Origin of the sequence: Pseudomonas sp. BGI-2 (genome assembly GCF_004310295.1) — a bacterium.
Taxonomy (GTDB): domain Bacteria; phylum Pseudomonadota; class Gammaproteobacteria; order Pseudomonadales; family Pseudomonadaceae; genus Aquipseudomonas.
In genome coordinates this window covers 80,612-97,146 of sequence record NZ_SISB01000002.1, presented here as the reverse complement: position 1 = coordinate 97,146, position 16,535 = coordinate 80,612, and the positions used below count along the sequence as shown (strand labels likewise).

The 16,535-nt window shown below is 60.0% G+C and carries 12 protein-coding genes and 2 tRNA genes; 4 read left to right on the top strand and 10 right to left on the bottom strand.

Annotated elements, in window-relative coordinates; genetic code table 11:
* Positions 1–111: 111 nt before the first annotated feature.
* The 4 genes from EYC95_RS01705 to EYC95_RS01690 all read left to right on the top strand — a co-directional run bounded on the left by EYC95_RS01705 (position 112) and on the right by EYC95_RS01690 (position 3,384).
* A tRNA-Leu gene (locus tag EYC95_RS01705) sits at positions 112–198 on the top strand.
* A 166-nt stretch (positions 199–364) separates the two neighbouring features.
* Positions 365–451: transfer RNA gene (locus EYC95_RS01700), tRNA-Leu, on the top strand.
* Positions 452–808: 357 nt separating this feature from the next.
* On the top strand, positions 809–1,819 hold the full coding sequence (locus EYC95_RS01695; protein ID WP_131058818.1) for an extracellular solute-binding protein: 1,011 nt from the start codon (positions 809–811) through the stop codon (positions 1,817–1,819).
* Complete coding sequence (locus EYC95_RS01690) at positions 1,819–3,384, top strand: iron ABC transporter permease (RefSeq protein WP_131058817.1); 1,566 nt, start codon at positions 1,819–1,821, stop codon at positions 3,382–3,384. Before EYC95_RS01695 ends, EYC95_RS01690 begins: the two co-directional genes overlap by 1 nt.
* A 112-nt stretch (positions 3,385–3,496) precedes the next feature.
* Here the strand turns inward: EYC95_RS01690 and EYC95_RS01685 are convergent, their stop codons facing one another.
* From EYC95_RS01685 to EYC95_RS01640, 10 genes are all read right to left on the bottom strand, one after another.
* Complete coding sequence (locus EYC95_RS01685) at positions 3,497–5,431, bottom strand: methyl-accepting chemotaxis protein (protein ID WP_131058816.1); 1,935 nt, start codon at positions 5,429–5,431, stop codon at positions 3,497–3,499.
* Positions 5,432–5,581: 150 nt separating this feature from the next.
* A complete protein-coding gene (locus EYC95_RS01680; RefSeq protein WP_131058815.1) occupies positions 5,582–6,874 on the bottom strand; it encodes an adenylosuccinate synthase in 1,293 nt (430 codons plus the stop codon).
* A gap of 54 nt (positions 6,875–6,928) precedes the next feature.
* Positions 6,929–8,116 (bottom strand): ATP phosphoribosyltransferase regulatory subunit, encoded by a 1,188-nt coding sequence (locus tag EYC95_RS01675; RefSeq protein WP_131058814.1) that lies wholly within the window; start codon positions 8,114–8,116, stop codon positions 6,929–6,931.
* 315 nt (positions 8,117–8,431) lie between these two features.
* Complete coding sequence (hflC, locus tag EYC95_RS01670) at positions 8,432–9,301, bottom strand: protease modulator HflC (RefSeq protein WP_131058813.1); 870 nt, start codon at positions 9,299–9,301, stop codon at positions 8,432–8,434.
* A complete protein-coding gene (gene hflK / locus EYC95_RS01665) occupies positions 9,301–10,473 on the bottom strand; it encodes an FtsH protease activity modulator HflK (protein ID WP_131058812.1) in 1,173 nt (390 codons plus the stop codon). Before hflK ends, hflC begins: the two co-directional genes overlap by 1 nt.
* Positions 10,474–10,569: 96 nt before the next feature.
* Complete coding sequence (gene hflX / locus EYC95_RS01660; protein ID WP_131058811.1) at positions 10,570–11,871, bottom strand: ribosome rescue GTPase HflX; 1,302 nt, start codon at positions 11,869–11,871, stop codon at positions 10,570–10,572.
* A gap of 12 nt (positions 11,872–11,883) precedes the next feature.
* Complete coding sequence (gene hfq, locus EYC95_RS01655; RefSeq protein ID WP_007902656.1) at positions 11,884–12,144, bottom strand: RNA chaperone Hfq; 261 nt, start codon at positions 12,142–12,144, stop codon at positions 11,884–11,886.
* Between the two features lie 94 nt (positions 12,145–12,238).
* Positions 12,239–13,210, bottom strand: coding sequence for a tRNA (adenosine(37)-N6)-dimethylallyltransferase MiaA (gene miaA / locus EYC95_RS01650; RefSeq protein WP_131058810.1), 972 nt, complete (start codon positions 13,208–13,210; stop codon positions 12,239–12,241).
* Positions 13,210–15,114 carry a DNA mismatch repair endonuclease MutL gene (gene mutL, locus EYC95_RS01645; protein ID WP_165557416.1) on the bottom strand — a complete coding sequence of 635 codons (1,905 nt, stop codon included), beginning with the start codon at positions 15,112–15,114 and terminating at the stop codon, positions 13,210–13,212. The genes miaA and mutL overlap by 1 nt, the downstream gene beginning before the upstream one ends.
* Positions 15,115–15,122: 8 nt before the next feature.
* Positions 15,123–16,502 (bottom strand): N-acetylmuramoyl-L-alanine amidase, encoded by a 1,380-nt coding sequence (locus EYC95_RS01640; protein ID WP_371928401.1) that lies wholly within the window; start codon positions 16,500–16,502, stop codon positions 15,123–15,125.
* Positions 16,503–16,535: the final 33 nt, after the last annotated feature.

The following is a 16,535-nucleotide window of genomic DNA, read 5'->3' as shown; positions in this document are numbered from 1 at the left end:
TTAAATGCCGCTGGTGAAATTTTCCAGGTTTTTTTGATGCTGGGGGTTTACAGTTAAAAAAACGCTCCGTATAGTGCGCGCCATCGACGACGCGCTAGCGTTGCCGATACTGCCCAGATGGTGAAATTGGTAGACACGCCAGCTTCAGGTGCTGGTGACCGCAAGGTCGTGGAAGTTCGAGTCTTCTTCTGGGCACCAATTTAGAGCTTGAGATTAGATCAATTTCAAGGCTCAAACAAAAACCTGCGAAAGCGGGTTTTTTGCATTCCAGGGTCCTGATTTATTAAAACCAAATCAGGGGTTTACAGATCAAAATGCTCTCCGTATAGTGCGCCACATCAACAGCGGCAACGCTGATGATTATGCCCAGATGGTGAAATTGGTAGACACGCCAGCTTCAGGTGCTGGTGACCGCAAGGTCGTGGAAGTTCGAGTCTTCTTCTGGGCACCAATTCAAATTCAAGGTCACGATCTTGAATTTCACAAAAACCCGCGAAAGCGGGTTTTTGCGTTTCTGCCTTCCTGAAAGACAACCCCCCTTTGCAAAAGGGTTCTTGTGGCGAGGGGATTTATCCCCGTTCGGCTGCGCAGCAGTCGTAAACCAGTGCATGTGTGTGTTGTGTCCTGTCACATTGGCGGTGCAGGTTTCGGGGCTGCTTCGCAACCCAACGGGGATAAATCCCCTCGCCACGGAGATCGCCACCAGCCCTCCAGCAAAACCCTCTCCGCCTCGCAAGGCGCACTTGAGAAACAATATCGTTTATTATTGTTTCAAGTTTTTGCAATGCGACAGTGAGGAACCCTGCGAATGATGTTTAGAAATACCCTGCGCCGCGGCTTGACCTTCACCCTGCTCGGCCTGGCACTCGCCACCCCCCTCACCCAGGCTGCTGACCCAGTTTCCCTGACTCTCTACAACGGCCAACACAAGGAAGTCGGCGACGCCATCGCCAAAGCCTTCGAAGCCAAGACCGGCATTCACGTCAACGTGCGCAAAGGCAGCAGCAACCAGCTCGCCAGCCAGGTCGTTGAAGAAGGTGATCGCTCCCCTGCCGATGTGATCTACACCGAAGAGTCGCCACCGCTGAACAAACTCGGCGAACAAGGCCTGTTGGCGCTTACCGATACCGCCACCCTTTCCGTTCTGCCGAAAGACTACGTCGCCGGCAATGGCACCTGGATCGGCATCACCGCTCGAGTCCGCGTAGTCGCCTACAACCCGAAACTGATCGATGAGAAAAACCTGCCCAAGTCGGTCATGGAATTCTCCGATCCGAAATGGCAAGGCAAGGTCGGCTTCGTGCCTACCAGCGGCGCGTTCCAGGAGCAGGCCGTGGCAATCATCAAAGTGCACGGCACGGACGCGGCCGAAGAATGGCTGACCGGCCTGCGCGCGTTCGGCAAGACTTACAGCAACAACATGGTTGCGCTGAAGGCCGTTGAAAACGGCGAAGTCGCCACCGTGCTGGTCAACAACTACTACTGGTTCGCCTTGCAGCGTGAAAAAGGCCAGCTCGATTCGAAACTGCATTACTTCACTGGCGGTGACGTTGGCGGATTGATCACCGTTTCCAGCGCCGCCGTGCTGAAATCCAGCAGGCATCCGAAAGAAGCCCAACAATTCCTCGCCTACATGGCGAGCGAAGAAGGTCAGCGCGTGATCACCCAGACCACCGCCGAATACCCGCTGCACAAAGGCATGCAATCCGATCGCGGGCTCAAGCCGTTCAGCGAACTCGAGGCACCGAAAGTCACCCCGGCTGACCTCGGCAACGCCGAAGAAGCCCTGGACCTGGAACGTGACGTTGGCTTGAACTGATGAGCGCATCGTTATCCGCCCCCGCCTCGCGCGGGGGTTACGTGCCCCGGCGCAGGCGGCCGTCAATCTGGCTGCTGCTGCCGGTTTTGCTGTTGGTGGTGCTCAGCCTTTTGCCGCTGGTGTATGTCGGGCTCAAGACCTGGCAGGCCGGCTGGGCCGAGGCGCTGCATCTGCTGTGGCGGCCTTATGTGTTCGGGCTGCTGCGCAATACGCTGGCGCTGATGGTCGGCGTGACAGTCGCTTGCGGCGTGATCGGCTTGTCCCTTGCCTGGCTGCTGGAACGCAGCAATCTGCCGGGACGACGTTTGTGGGGTGTGATCCTGTGCTTGCCGTTCGCCGTGCCGGCGTTCGTCAGCAGTTTTACCTGGGTGTCCCTGAGCGCGCATTTCGAAGGTTTGGGTGGGGCGATCCTGGTGATGACCCTGTCGAAGTACCCACTGATATTTCTCCCAGTCGCAGCGACCCTGCGCAATCTCGACCCTTCTCTTGAGGAGTCCGCACGGACCCTTGGGCAGAATCGCTGGGGCGTGTTTTTCAGAATCACCCTGCCGCTGCTCTGGCCGTCATTGCTGGCCGGCTCGCTGCTGATCGCGCTGCACATGCTTGTGGAGTTTGGCGCCCTGTCGATCATCGGCCTGCAAACTTTCACCACCGCAATCTATCAGCAGTTCGAACTGGAGTTCAGCAACGCCAACGCGGCGATGCTGTCGGCGGTGCTTCTGGCGCTTTGCCTGGTGCTGTTGTGGCTGGAGCTGCGCGTCCGCGGCAAAGGTCGGCACGTGCGTACCGGACAGGGCGCAGCACGGCAGGCAGAACAGGTTCGACTGGGGCCGTGGACGATTGCCGGACAGGTTTACTGCCTGGCACTGGCGATTATCGGCAGCGGCATTCCGCTGGGGATGCTTGCGTATTGGCTGGCGGTAGGTTCGTCGGCGGCATTCCCGGTGGCGGCGATCAGCGAGGCGCTGCTGTCTTCCTTGGCGCTGTCCCTGGGCGGCGCTGCGCTGTGCCTGGTGCTGGCGGTGCCGGTGGGACTGCTGGTGGTGCGTCATAAAGGCCGATTGGCGATCTGGGCCGAGCGCTTGCCCTATCTGCTGCACGCGCTGCCAGGCTTGGTAATTGCGCTGACGCTGGTGTATTTCGCCCTGCATTACGTGCCGGTGCTGTACCAGACTTCGGCACTGTTGCTGATCGCTTATGCTCTGCTGTTTTTGCCACTGGCTCAGGCACCGATTCGCACGGCGCTGAACAAGGCCGCGCCGCAACTGGAAGAGGCGGCACGCACGCTGGGGGCGTCGTCTTTCAGTGCGTTTTGTCGGGTGACGCTGCCGATCATCTTCCCGGCGCTGGGCGCGGCGTTCGCGCTGGTGTTTCTGGATGCGATGAAGGAACTGACGGCGACGCTGTTGTTGAGTCCGACCGGGCTCAATACGTTGGCGACTGAGGTGTGGGCGCATACCGCGAATGTGGAGTTTGCGGCGGCGGCGCCTTATGCGGCGTTATTGATTTTGGTGTCGGGGTTACCCGTGTACCTGTTAACAACCCGGATGTATTTGAGCCGCTGAAAAGCTTCGCGGGCAAGCCTCGCTCCTACAGGGAATGCGCGATCCCTTGTAGGAGCGAGCGGTGCGGCGATCCGACTTGCCCGCGAAGGCGTCAGACCAGGCAATACAAATCCTACGCCCTGAACTGCCCCAGGCTAGCCTTCAGTTGCGCCGCCAATCCATCCAGCACTTTGCCACTGGCCGTGGTTTCCACCACCGCCTGAGCCGCTTTCTCAGCCTGTGCATGAATGGTCTCAACCCGACCCCGCACCGCTTGCGCGCCTTGCGCCTGATGGGCTGCCGCCTGAGTCGCCAGACCAATCGCCGCATGCACCTGCTCGACCGACGCCTGCACCGACTGCTGCAACCGCGCACTGTCACGCAACACCAGCAAACCTTCATTGGCCTGACGCCCGGCCTGGCCAATCGCTGCCACCGCCTCACGCGCACCTTGCTGCAAGGCGACGATGTGCGCCTGGATGTCGCCGGTAGAGCTCTGGGTCTTGCTTGCCAGCGCCCGGACTTCGTCCGCCACCACCGCAAAGCCGCGACCAGTCTCACCGGCACGCGCCGCTTCGATGGCGGCGTTCAGCGCCAGCAGGTTGGTCTGTTCGGCGATCCCGTGAATCACCGTCAGCACCACCTCAATCTGCTCGCTCTGCTGCGCCAGCCGCTCGATGACTTTCGACCCGGTATCGACCTGCCCGGCCAACGCCTCGATCAGGCTGCCGACTTTTGCCGAGGTCCGGGTGTTTTCATCGGTGGCCGAACGAATGTCCACCACCTGCTGCAACGCTGCCTGCATGGCGTGGCTTTCTGACTGCGCTTCATCCGCCATCTGCGACAACGCGCGCAAGCTCTCGGCCACTTCATCGCGCTGCATGCCCGCCGCCCTGTCGGCTCCAGCATTGCGCAGGGTCATGGCGCCGATTTCCACGCCGGTGCGCTGAGCCACATCGCCCGCCTCGCGCACGATCGGCTGCAACTTATCCACAAAACGGTTGACCGCCGCGGCCATGTCGCCGATTTCGTCTTTGCTGTTGATCTGCACACGCTTAGTCAGGTCGCCCTCGCCCGCCGCCAGGTCATCCATCGCGGCGATGAGCATTTTCAAGCGATTGACCACTCGACGGCCCAGCACAACAGCGAGCAACAGCAGCACACCGCAACCGACCAGCGCCAGGAACATCCCGATGCGCCAGCGCAACGTCGCCGCCGCTTCCTGCACGGTGCTGGTGGTGTTGGCTTTCATTTCCGACGCCGTGGCCTGCGCGGACGTCAGACGCGCACGCATCGCAGTGGCGCTGTCCGCAGCTGCGCCTTTGAGACTGTCGCCGACCAGCTGATCACCACTGGCGATCAGCGCTGCAAAACGTTTATCCAGGGCGGCCAGATCGGTTTCCACCGAAGCGGTAGAGACGCCCATCAAGACCTTACCGATTTCCACGCCGTTGGGGTTGATCGAGGCTTCGAGGTAGTAGACCGACGGATCGTTCTTCGCCGCATCCAGCACCTTGTCCAGCGCACGCTCGCCCTGGCCTTTCTCCAGCAATGCCTTGTTGATCGGGTTTTCGCGGTTGAGGTAACGCGTCAGGTGCTGACCCGTCGCATCGTCATACACCACGAACAACACGTTGGGATTGCGCTGGGCCCGGCGGGCGAATTCGGACAGGGTTGGTACGTCGCTGTCCCACATGGCGCGAGGCGCGACGGAGGCCAGCAGTTGCGCCATGTCGTTGGCCGAATCTTTCAGATCCTTCTCCAACGTTGCACGCAGTTGCATCTGCTCGTCTTTCAATCGCGTAGACAGGCCGGCGGTGAGTCGCTGACGGGTACTGGTGGATAGACTGTCCAGGCTCGACGTGACTTCACGCCCGGCCTGCTCAAGTTCGCCAGACAGTTTTTGACTGTCGGCACCCAGGCGCACGCCGAGATCGGCCTCAAGCGCAGTCACTGTGCTCCGAGTCAGGGCGACAGCCACCAGCACCTGCACCAAAAGGGCGATACCAAGGGTAACGAACACAGGCCGCAATAAACGGCTTTGTAACAATGAGAGAACGGCCGACACTTGGAATCCCTCTGCTTTGGCGCCATTAGATTGATGGCGCGCTGGAAGCGATGCTTTTATTCAACATCACAGCAAAGGTCATGCCGTCCGGCAGGCAGAAACGACAAAGGGTCCAATTAAGGACCCTTTGCTTTTTACATCAACGACTTATTAAGCGAACGGGTGACGCAAAACGATGGTTTCGTTGCGGTCCGGGCCCGTCGAAATAATGTCAATCGGCGCACCGACCAACTCTTCGACGCGCTTGATGTAGTTGCGAGCAGCTTGCGGCAGCGCTTCCAGGGTCTTGGCACCGACGGTGGATTCGGTCCAGCCTGGCATCTCTTCGTACACCGGCTCCAGGCCGATGTAGCTGTCGGCGTCAGTCGGTGCGTCGATCACTGCACCATCCTGGTTCTTGTAGCCAACGCAGATGTTGATGGTTTCCAGACCGTCCAACACGTCCAGCTTGGTCAGGCACAGGCCCGAGATGCTGTTGACGTCGATAGCGCGACGCAGGATGACGGCATCGAACCAGCCGCAACGACGGGCGCGGCCGGTGGTCGCGCCGAACTCGTGGCCACGCTTGGCCAGGAAGGCGCCAACGTCGTCGAACAGCTCAGTCGGGAACGGACCCGAACCGACGCGAGTGGTGTAAGCCTTGGTGATGCCGAGGATGTAATCCAGGTACATCGGGCCAAAACCCGAACCGGTGGCAATGCCGCCCGCGGTGGTGTTGGAACTGGTGACGTACGGGTAGGTACCGTGGTCGATGTCCAGCAAGGAGCCTTGGGCGCCTTCGAACATGATGTCTTTGCCAGCGCGACGCAGTTCGTGCAGCTCGGCGGTGACGTCGAGCATCATCGGCTTCAACAGCTCGGCGTATTCCATGCACTCGTCCAGAGTCTTCTGGAAGTCGATTGCCGGCTCTTTGTAGTAATTGACCAGAACGAAGTTGTGGTAATCCAGCAACTCGCCCAGCTTGGCGGCGAAACGCTCACGGTGGAACAGGTCACCGATACGCAGGCCGCGACGAGCAACCTTGTCTTCGTAAGCCGGGCCGATGCCGCGACCGGTTGTACCGATCTTCAGCTCGCCACGGGCCTTTTCACGCGCCTGGTCCAGCGCTACGTGGTAGGACAGGATCAGCGGGCAGGACGGGCTGATACGCAGGCGCTCGCGCACCGGTACGCCTTTCTCTTCCAGCTTGATGATTTCCCGCAGCAGAGCGTCGGGTGCAACCACCACGCCGTTGCCGATCAGGCACTGTACGCCTTCGCGCAGCACGCCCGACGGGATCAGGTGCAAGACGGTTTTTTCGCCATCGATCACCAAGGTGTGACCAGCGTTGTGGCCACCCTGGTAGCGCACTACGGCGGCAGCATGTTCGGTCAGCAGATCAACGATCTTGCCTTTGCCCTCATCACCCCATTGGGTGCCCAGGACTACGACATTCTTACCCATAACACTTGTCCTCATTCGCGCAAACTTGGTGCCGGCCGCAGCCGGCGGGAAAACTCAAGAAGCCAGTGGCGATACTTGCCAAAGCCCGTTCTGCTGAATCAATTGCCGGTCGCAGTCCGCTTCACGGGCGGCGGCCAAAGGTTGTCCAGGCAATGCCTGAACGACACGCTGACCCTCACTGCGCAACTGACAAACCTGCTGCCAGAGTGCCGCATCCGTACTGTCAGGCATCCAGATACCGCCAGACGGTAGCTCGATCTCAGCACGCCCCAGGGTCACCAGGGTTTTCAAATCGGTAGAGAAGCCGGTTGCCGGACGTGCGCGACCGAAGTCGGCGCCGATGTCGTCGTAACGACCGCCCTGAGCAATGGACTGGCCCACGCCCGGTACGAACACCGCGAACACTACACCAGTGTGGTAGTGGTAGCCGCGCAACTCGCCCAGATCGAAGTAAAGCGGTAATTGCGGAAAACGCGTGGACAGACGCTCGGCAATCGCCAGCAAATCGTCCAGCGCCGCCAGAACAGGCGCCGGCGCTTTCGCCAGACGCTCGCGGGCAGCGTCCAATACTTCACGACCGCCACACAAATCGACCAACGCTCGCAGCATGCCCGACAGATCGGCAGGCAAGCCTTCGGTCAAGGTAATGACCTCGTCGATCGCCTTGCGTTGCAACGCATCGAACAACTGCTGTTCAACTTCACCGGACAAACCGGCCGCACGGGCCAGGCCGCGGTAGATGCCGACATGACCGAGGTCCATGTGCACATCCGGCACATCGGCCAGTTGCAGCATGGCCAGCATCAGGCTGATGACTTCCACGTCGCTGCTCGGGCTGGCATCGCCGTACAACTCGGCGCCCAGCTGGATCGGGCTGCGCGAGGACGACAAGGCACGTGGCTGGGCATGCAGCACGCTGCCGGCATAGCACAGACGGCTCGGACCTTCGCGACGCAGGGTGTGCGCATCGATGCGCGCCACTTGCGGCGTGATGTCGGCACGAAAGCCCATCTGCCGGCCCGATTGCGGGTCGATGACCTTGAAGGTACGCAGATCGAGGTCCGAGCCCGCGCCGGTCAGCAGGGACTCCAGGTACTCGATATGGGGAGTCACGACAAACTCGTAACCCCAGCTCTGGAACAGATCCAACACCTGACGACGCGCGACTTCAATGCGCGCCGCCTCTGGTGGCAGTACTTCTTCGATGCCATCTGGCAGCAGCCAGCGGTCTACCGTTGCCATTACGCCATTCCCCTATGATCCGGGCGGCCAGCCGTTGGGCGAGCCTTGAGTGAAGCAGAAAATGATCGGCTCATGTGCAAACCACGCGCATAAACAACGTGGCGAAAAGCCTGAAACCGGCTTCGCCAACCACTTTCCTCGAAAAACCTGTCGAGTCATTCAACTCGGGCGCCCGCTTAAAAACCGCAATCAAACGTGCAGACGCAAAAAAGCCGGGAATTTCCCGGCTGCCGCATCATACACACGTTTTCCCAAAGGATCACCCCGCCCGAGGCTTTAGCCGCCAGGCGGGGGATGATTCAGGTCAACGTCGTATCAAGGCTTGGCTTTTTCCAGGTAACGGAAGAAGTCACTGCTTGGGTCCAGGACCATGACGTCGGATTTGTTCGCGAAGCTTTCACGGTAGGCGCGCAGGCTACGGTAGAAACCGTAGAACTCCTGATCCTGGCCGTAGGCCTTGGAGTAGATCGCAGCGGCCTGAGCATCACCGTCACCGCGAACCTCTTCAGATTCACGATAGGCTTCAGCCAGCAGCACGCGGCGTTGACGATCGGCGTCGGCACGGATGCCTTCTGCCAGCTCGTTACCCTTGGCGCGGTGCTCGCGAGCTTCACGCTCACGTTCGGAGCTCATACGCTCGAACACACTGCGGTTCACTTCTTTCGGCAGATCGATGGCCTTGACCCGAACATCGACCACTTCGATGCCCAGCTCTTTTTCCGCCATCTTGTTCAGCGAAGCGGTGATATCGGTCATCAGCGCATCGCGCTCACCGGACACCACTTCGTGCAGCGTGCGCTTACCGAACTGGTCACGCAGGCCCGATTCCAGACGACGGGAAAGACGCTCGTCGGCTATCTGCTTGAGGCCGGAAGTCGCGGTGTAGTAACGCTCAGCGTCCTTCACGCGCCACTTGGCGTAGGCATCGACCATCACGGCTTTCTTTTCCAGCGTCAGGAAGCGTTGTGTCGGTGCATCCAGCGTCATCAGGCGTGCGTCGAATTTACGCACCTGGTTAACGTAAGGCACTTTCACATGCAGGCCTGGCTGGACATCAGCCTGAACCACGCGACCGAACTGCAGCAGCACCGCACGCTCGGTCTGAGCCACGATGTAGAAGCAGTTCCAGGCAGCGATGGCCACGACGACGCCGACAATAAGGGCGATCAGCGATTTATTGCTCATCAGCGACTCTCCCTGGTACGTGCTGGCTGTTGCTGCAGATCAGCTGCCGCACGCGCGCTCGCTTCATTGCTGGTGGCTGCCGCGCCGGTCACAGAAGTGCCGGTGCTACGGCCACTCTCGACCATTTTGTCCAGCGGCAAGTACAGCAGATTGCTCTGGCCATTCTTGTTGCCGGTCACGAGAACCTTGCTGGTGTTGCTGAAGACTTCCTGCATGGTGTCCAGGTACAGACGCTCGCGGGTGACTTCAGGTGCCTTGCGGTACTCGGCGACCAGCTTGGTGAAGCGATCAGCCTCACCCTTGGCGCGCGAGACGGTTTCGTCACGGTAACCATTGGCATCTTCAATGATGCGCTGGGCCTGACCACGGGCTTCCGGCACGACGCCGTTGGCATAGGTTTCAGCCTGGTTGCGCGAACGCTGCTCGTCTTCACGGGCGCGGATCACATCATCGAAGGCTTCCTGTACTTCACGCGGTGCCGCTGCGCTCTGTACGTTGACCTGAGTGACGGTGATACCGGTGCGATAGGTATCCATGAAGCGTTGCAGACGCTCCTTGATTTCGCTGGCCATCAATTCACGACCTTCGGTCAGCACCTGATCCATCGCGGTGGAACCCACCACATGGCGCAAGGCACTTTCGGTCGCGTGCTGCAGGCTGATTTCCGGCTGGTCGACGCTCAGCACGAAGTCCTGCAGGTTGCTGATCTTGTACTGCACGGTCAGCGGCACTTCGACGATGTTCTCGTCTTCAGTCAGCATTTGACCCTGCTTGGTATAGGCACGCTCACGCGTGACGTTTTCCAGGTACTTGCGATCAAGCGGCGGAAAATAGATGTTCAGGCCCGGGCCGACGGTTTCGTAGTACTTGCCGAAGCGCAGCACAACGGCTTGCTCCTGCTCGTCGACTACGTAGACCGCGCTGTACAGCCAAACAGCGGCCAGCACGACAAGGCCGATGCCAAGAATGCCGCCGAAGCCGCCACTCTTGCCCGAACCACCGCCGTCATCACCACGTTTCTTACCACCACCGAACAACCCGTTCAGGCTTTCCTGCAGCTTTCGGAAGGCCTCGTCGAGATCCGGTGGTCCCTTGCGGTCGCCGTTATTGCGGCGCTTGCCACCCCAAGGATCCTGATTATTCGAGTTGCCACCCGGCTCATTCCAAGCCATAGCGCTCTCCATCTGATAAAGCAAAGACGCACCCACGGCGCGCCGACCAATGCTACAGAATGCCTGTCACCGCGGCACAACCGCTTTCTCAGGCTTTTATTGCAAAGTGTGTTGCTCGATAAACTCCGTCGGCACAACGCCTTCACGGCTGACCAGTCGATTGAGCTCCGAGCGCGGCAATCTAACGGCCAGCAAGCTGACACCTTCTTCGTCGTGTTCTTCTTTCTGTACCACGCCCAGTTCGAAAAACTGTGCACGCAGTCGCGCAAAACGCTGAGGCAAGCGCAAGGTACCGATAAACAAATCACCGCCCAGCAACTCGGCAATGACTTGCTCAAGCAATTCCAGACCGCTGCCATCACGCGCCGACAACCAGACCCGCTGAGGCTTGCCGTTTTCATCGCGCTGAATTTGTGGCTCCACGCCTTCAAGCAAATCGAGTTTGTTATAGACCTCGAGGATCGGCAAGTCCTGGGCACCGATCTCGCCCAGCACCACCATTACCTGCTCGATCTGCAACATGCGATCCGGTTCGGCCGCGTCAATCACGTGCAACAGCAGGTCGGAGTTGCTCGACTCTTCGAGCGTAGACCGAAATGCCTCGACCAGCTTGTGGGGCAAGTGGCGTATGAAACCCACAGTGTCAGCCAGGACAATCGGCCCCAGGTCGTCCAGTTCCAGACGGCGCAAGGTCGGGTCCAGCGTGGCAAACAACTGGTCAGCGGCGTACACGTCTGATTTCGTCACGTTATTGAAGAGCGTGGATTTACCGGCGTTGGTATACCCCACCAAAGACACGGTAGGGATATCCGCACGCGAACGGCCACGTCGCGACTGTTCGCGCTGGCTGCGCACTTTTTCCAACCGGCCCTTGATCTGTCGCAGGCGAACCCGCAGCAAACGGCGGTCGGTTTCCAGTTGGGTTTCACCCGGGCCACGCATGCCGATACCGCCACCTTGACGCTCAAGGTGAGTCCAGCCACGAACCAGCCGGGTGCTCATGTGGTCAAGCTGGGCCAGTTCGACCTGGAGCTTGCCTTCATGGGTACGGGCACGTTGGGCGAAAATATCGAGAATCAGACCGGTGCGGTCGATCACGCGACACTCGAAAACACGTTCGAGGTTACGTTCCTGACTGGGCGTGAGGATGTGATTGAAGATCACCAGATCGGCCTTTTCGGCATGGACCAGGTCGCGCAGTTCCTCGACCTTGCCGCTGCCAATCAGGAATTTGGCGGTTGGCCGATGACGCGGCACGTTAAAAAACGCAACGGTCTCGGCGCCGGCCGAATTAGCCAACTCCTGAAACTCCTGCGGATCTTCGCGCGCCTCAGGGTCCTGTCCATCCAAGTGAACGAGGATTACTCGCTCACCACCACCGTGGCGCTCAAAGAACAAAGGAGACTCCTATCAGGCGTTACCTGGCTCAGCGTCACCTGCTTCGGATTCGGTTGCGCTAGGCAGACGAATTGGACGCACCGGCACCACTGTAGAGATAGCGTGTTTGTAAACCATCTGGCTGACGGTGTTCTTCAGCAGGATAACGAACTGGTCGAAAGACTCGATCGTACCTTGCAGTTTGATCCCGTTGACCAGGTAGATGGACACCCCAACTTTCTCTTTACGTAAAGTATTCAAGTAAGGGTCTTGTAGCGAATGCCCTTTTGACATGTGCCGCACTCCTTTAAGGATTCAATATAAAAAATAGGTAAACAGATGGCTTGTGGCCGTCACACCCCCAAGGATAGACGGCAATTGCAAGGACTCAGCTCAATATGGAGATGGTCCCCAGGTATTTCAAGGCGCGCGGCAGATTGTCGCAATCCAGGCTGTCCAGCCAGTGTAAATCAGCCCAACTGCGCAGCCAGGTGAACTGACGCTTTGCCAATTGGCGCGTGGCAATGATTCCACGCTCCTGCATCTCGGCTTGTGTCAGCTTGCCACCCAGGTAGTCCCAGACTTGTCGGTAGCCTACCGCACGTATAGACGGCAACCCTGAATGCAGGTCACTCCGTCTACGCAGGGCTACGACCTCGTCAATGAATCCCTGTTCCAACATAACTGTGAATCTTTGTTTAATTCGCTCGTGCAGTACCTGGCGATTTGCCGGAGCAATGGCCAAGTTCGCGACAGTATAGGGCAATTGTTGCCGTCCCGAAGCGGCTGCTTCAGTACTTTGCGCACTTTGTCTCAGTCGCAGCTCGGTCATGCTCTGACCGCTGACGCGATAAACTTCCAGCGCTCGACTGAGTCGTTGCGGATCGTTCGGATGAATCCGCGCCGCAGAAACCGGATCGATGACCGCCAACTGTTCGTGCAGGGCTTGCCAACCAAGGCGTGCAGCCTCTTCTTCAATCTGCGCGCGAACCTCGGGATCGGCCGCCGGCATTTCTGCCAGCCCTTCGACCAAAGCCTTGTAGTAGAGCATCGTGCCGCCTACAAGCAGCGGAATTTTGCCTCGCGAAGTGATCTCGGCCATGGCTTCCAGCGCATCGCGACGGAAATCGGCGGCCGAATAGCTCTCGGCCGGGTCGAGAATATCGATCAAGCGGTGCGGAAACTCGGCCAGAATCTCTTTCGAGGGTTTGGCGGTGCCGATGTCCATGCCACGATAGACCAGCGCCGAATCAACGCTGATCAGCTCGCAAGGCAGGACCTTGGTCAGCTCGATGGCCAAGTCGGTCTTGCCCGCTGCAGTCGGGCCCATCAGGAAAATCGCAGGAGGGAGCTGGCTCATCAGCGACCGCGCAAGAACAGTTTGTCCAGATCGTCCAGGCCCAGCTGGGTCCAGGTCGGTCGGCCATGGTTGCATTGACCGCTGCGCTCGGTGTTTTCCATGTCCCGCAGCAGACCGTTCATTTCCGGCAGCGCCAGACGCCGATTCGCCCGAATCGCACCGTGACAGGCCATGGTGCCGAGCAATTCGTTCAGGTGTGCCTGAATGCGGTCGCTGGTGCCATATTCCATCAGATCGGCCAGAACATCACTGACCAAGCGGTTGGCTTCTGCCTGCTTGAGCAAGGCCGGAATTTGCCGAATCGCCAGCGTTTCCGGGCCCAGACGCTGTAATTCAAAGCCCAGGCGCTGGAACCATGCGACGTTCTCTTCGGCGCAATCGCCTTCGCGCTCGCTCACCGCCAACGATTCCGGCACCAACAGCGGCTGGCCGCTCAGGCCTTCGCTGGCCATGGCGATCTTCAAGCGTTCGTACATGATCCGCTCGTGGGCGGCGTGCATGTCGACCAGCACCAGGCCCTGGGCGTTTTCCGAAAGAATGTAGATGCCTTTGAGTTGCGCCAAAGCGTAACCCAGCGGTGGAATATCGTCCTGCCCGGCTGGAAGTGCAGCAGCGTTAGCTTCTGGCAGCGGCGCAAAAAACTCCTTGTACGCAGCCTGAGCCTCAGCCGCAGGCACGCCGGACTGAGGACGCGGCGTGTACTGATACTGATAACCAGCGCCTGCGCCCGAGCCCGAGCCCGCCGCGGTGTTGAACGAAGGTTGGGCCTGCGGCTGCTCCAGCAACGCATTGGCCGCCAGGCGCATTTCGCCCTGCGGACCGAACTCGCCGGCATCGATACCGGACGGGCGAACAATCGCCGTCGCCACCGGCGCCGCCAAATGATCATCCGGTCGAACATCGCCCAAGGCCCGGTGCAAGGTGCCGTAGAGGAAATCGTGAACCATGCGCCCGTCACGGAAGCGCACTTCGTGCTTGGTCGGGTGCACGTTGACGTCGACACCGGCCGGATCGACTTCGAAAAACAGCACGAACGTCGGGTGCCGACCGTTGAACAGCACGTCGCGATACGCCTGGCGCACCGCGTGAGCCACCAGTTTGTCGCGCACGGCACGGCCGTTCACAAAGAAATACTGCAAATCCGCCTGGCTACGGTTGAAGGTCGGCAACCCGACCCAACCCCACAAGTGCAGGCCGTTGCGCTCGATTTCGATCGGCAGCGCCTGCTCGAGGAAACCCGAACCGCAGATGGCCGCCACTCGCCGCGCGCGGGCCGCATCGTCATGGGCTTCGTGCAGGCTGAGAATGGTTTTGCCGTTGTGACGCAAATGGAACGCCACGTCGAAACGCGCCAACGCCAGACGCTTGATCACTTCTTGCAGGTGATCGAATTCGGTTTTTTCGGTCTTGAGGAATTTGCGCCGTGCCGGGGTGTTGAAGAACAGGTCGCGCACTTCAACCGAAGTGCCCACCGGATGGGCTGCGGGTTGAACCCGAGGCGCCATGTCCCGGCCTTCGGTCTCGACCTGCCAGGCCTGATCGGCATCCTTGGTGCGGGATGTCAGGGTCAGGCGCGCCACGGAGCTGATCGAGGCAAGGGCTTCACCGCGAAACCCGAGGCTCATGACCTGTTCGAGGTCTTCGAGGTTGCGGATCTTGCTGGTAGCGTGTCGCGCCAGGGCCAGCGGCAGGTCATCGGCAGAAATGCCGCTGCCGTCATCGCGCACCCGCAGCAGCTTGACGCCGCCCTGTTCCACATCGACATCGATACGCCTGGCGCCGGAATCGAGGCTGTTTTCCAGCAACTCCTTGATCACCGAAGCCGGGCGTTCGACCACCTCACCGGCGGCAATCTGGTTCGCCAGTCGCGGGCTGAGCAGCTCGATGCGAGCCGCATTGGTCAACACCTGGTTCATTCTTTGGACGCCAGTTCGGTGCCGGGAATGGTCAGGGTCTGACCGATTTTCAGCTCGTCGCTTTTCAGGTTATTGGCGCTGCGCAAGGTGGCCGGAGACACTTGATATCGCACGGCAATCATCGCCAGCGTTTCACCCGGGTTTACCCGGTGGTCGCGTGGGCCCTGGGCGATTTTGCCGGAATCACGCAACCAGGCGATGTAGGTGCCTGGCGGAGGGTTCTGCTGGAAGAACTGGCGCACGCCGCTGCTGATCGAACGCGCCAGCGCCTGCTGGTGGTTTGCTGCGGCCAGCTTGGACGCTTCGTTGGCGTTGGAGATGAACCCGGTTTCCACCAGGATTGATGGAATGTCCGGCGACTTCAGCACCATGAACCCGGCCTGCTCCACGCGCTGTTTGTGCAGCGGCGTGACGCGACCGATGTTGCTCAAGACTTTTTGGCCGACGTTCAGGCTGGACGTCAGGGAGGCGGTCATCGACAAATCGAGGAGCACGCCCGCGAGCATGCGGTCCTTGTCGTCGAGGCTGACGTTGCCGGCACCGCCGATCAAGTCGGAACGGTTTTCGCTGTCGGCCAGCCAACGGGCCGTCTCCGAAGTGGCGCCGCGATCAGACAAGGCGAACACCGACGCACCGAAAGCAGCGGCCGAAGGCGCGGCATCGGCGTGGATCGACACGAACAGGTCAGCGCCTTTTTTGCGGGCGATTTCAGTACGGCCGCGTAACGGAATGAAGTAGTCGCCGGTACGCGTAAGTTCGGCGCGGAAACCTTTCATGCCGTTGACCTGGCGCTGCAATTCGCGGGCGATGGCCAGCACCACGTCTTTTTCACGCTGACCGCGAGAGCCCGAGGCACCCGGGTCTTCGCCGCCGTGGCCGGCGTCGATGACCACGATGATGTCGCGCTTACCCGCAGGCGCAGGCGGCAGTTTCACCGCTGGTTCCACCGGAGTGACCGGCACCGGGGCCACCGTCGCGACGTTGGTCGGCGCCGGTATTGGCGCGGCATCGGCGGCGTTATCGAACAAATCGACCACCAGCCGATTGCCGTACTGGGCGTTTGGCGCCAGGGTAAAACTTTTTGGCGTGACGGCTTTTTTCAGGTCGATGACCACCCGCAGATCGGTCGGCGTGCGTTGAGCCGAGCGCATGGCAGTGATCGGGCTATTGGCGCTGTTGACGTTCAACGGCGCGCCAAGGGTGGCGCCATTGATGTCGATCACCAGCCGATCCGGGGAGGTCAGGGTGAACACGCTGTGTTGCACCGGCCCGGTCAAGTCGAACACCAGCCGTGTGTTGTCCGGCGCCCGCCACAGGCGAACGCTGTTGACCTTAGTCTCGGCCACAGCGTCGACGGTCACCGCCAAAAACAACATCCCTACGGCAGCTACCATCGCGCGAAAGCGCAT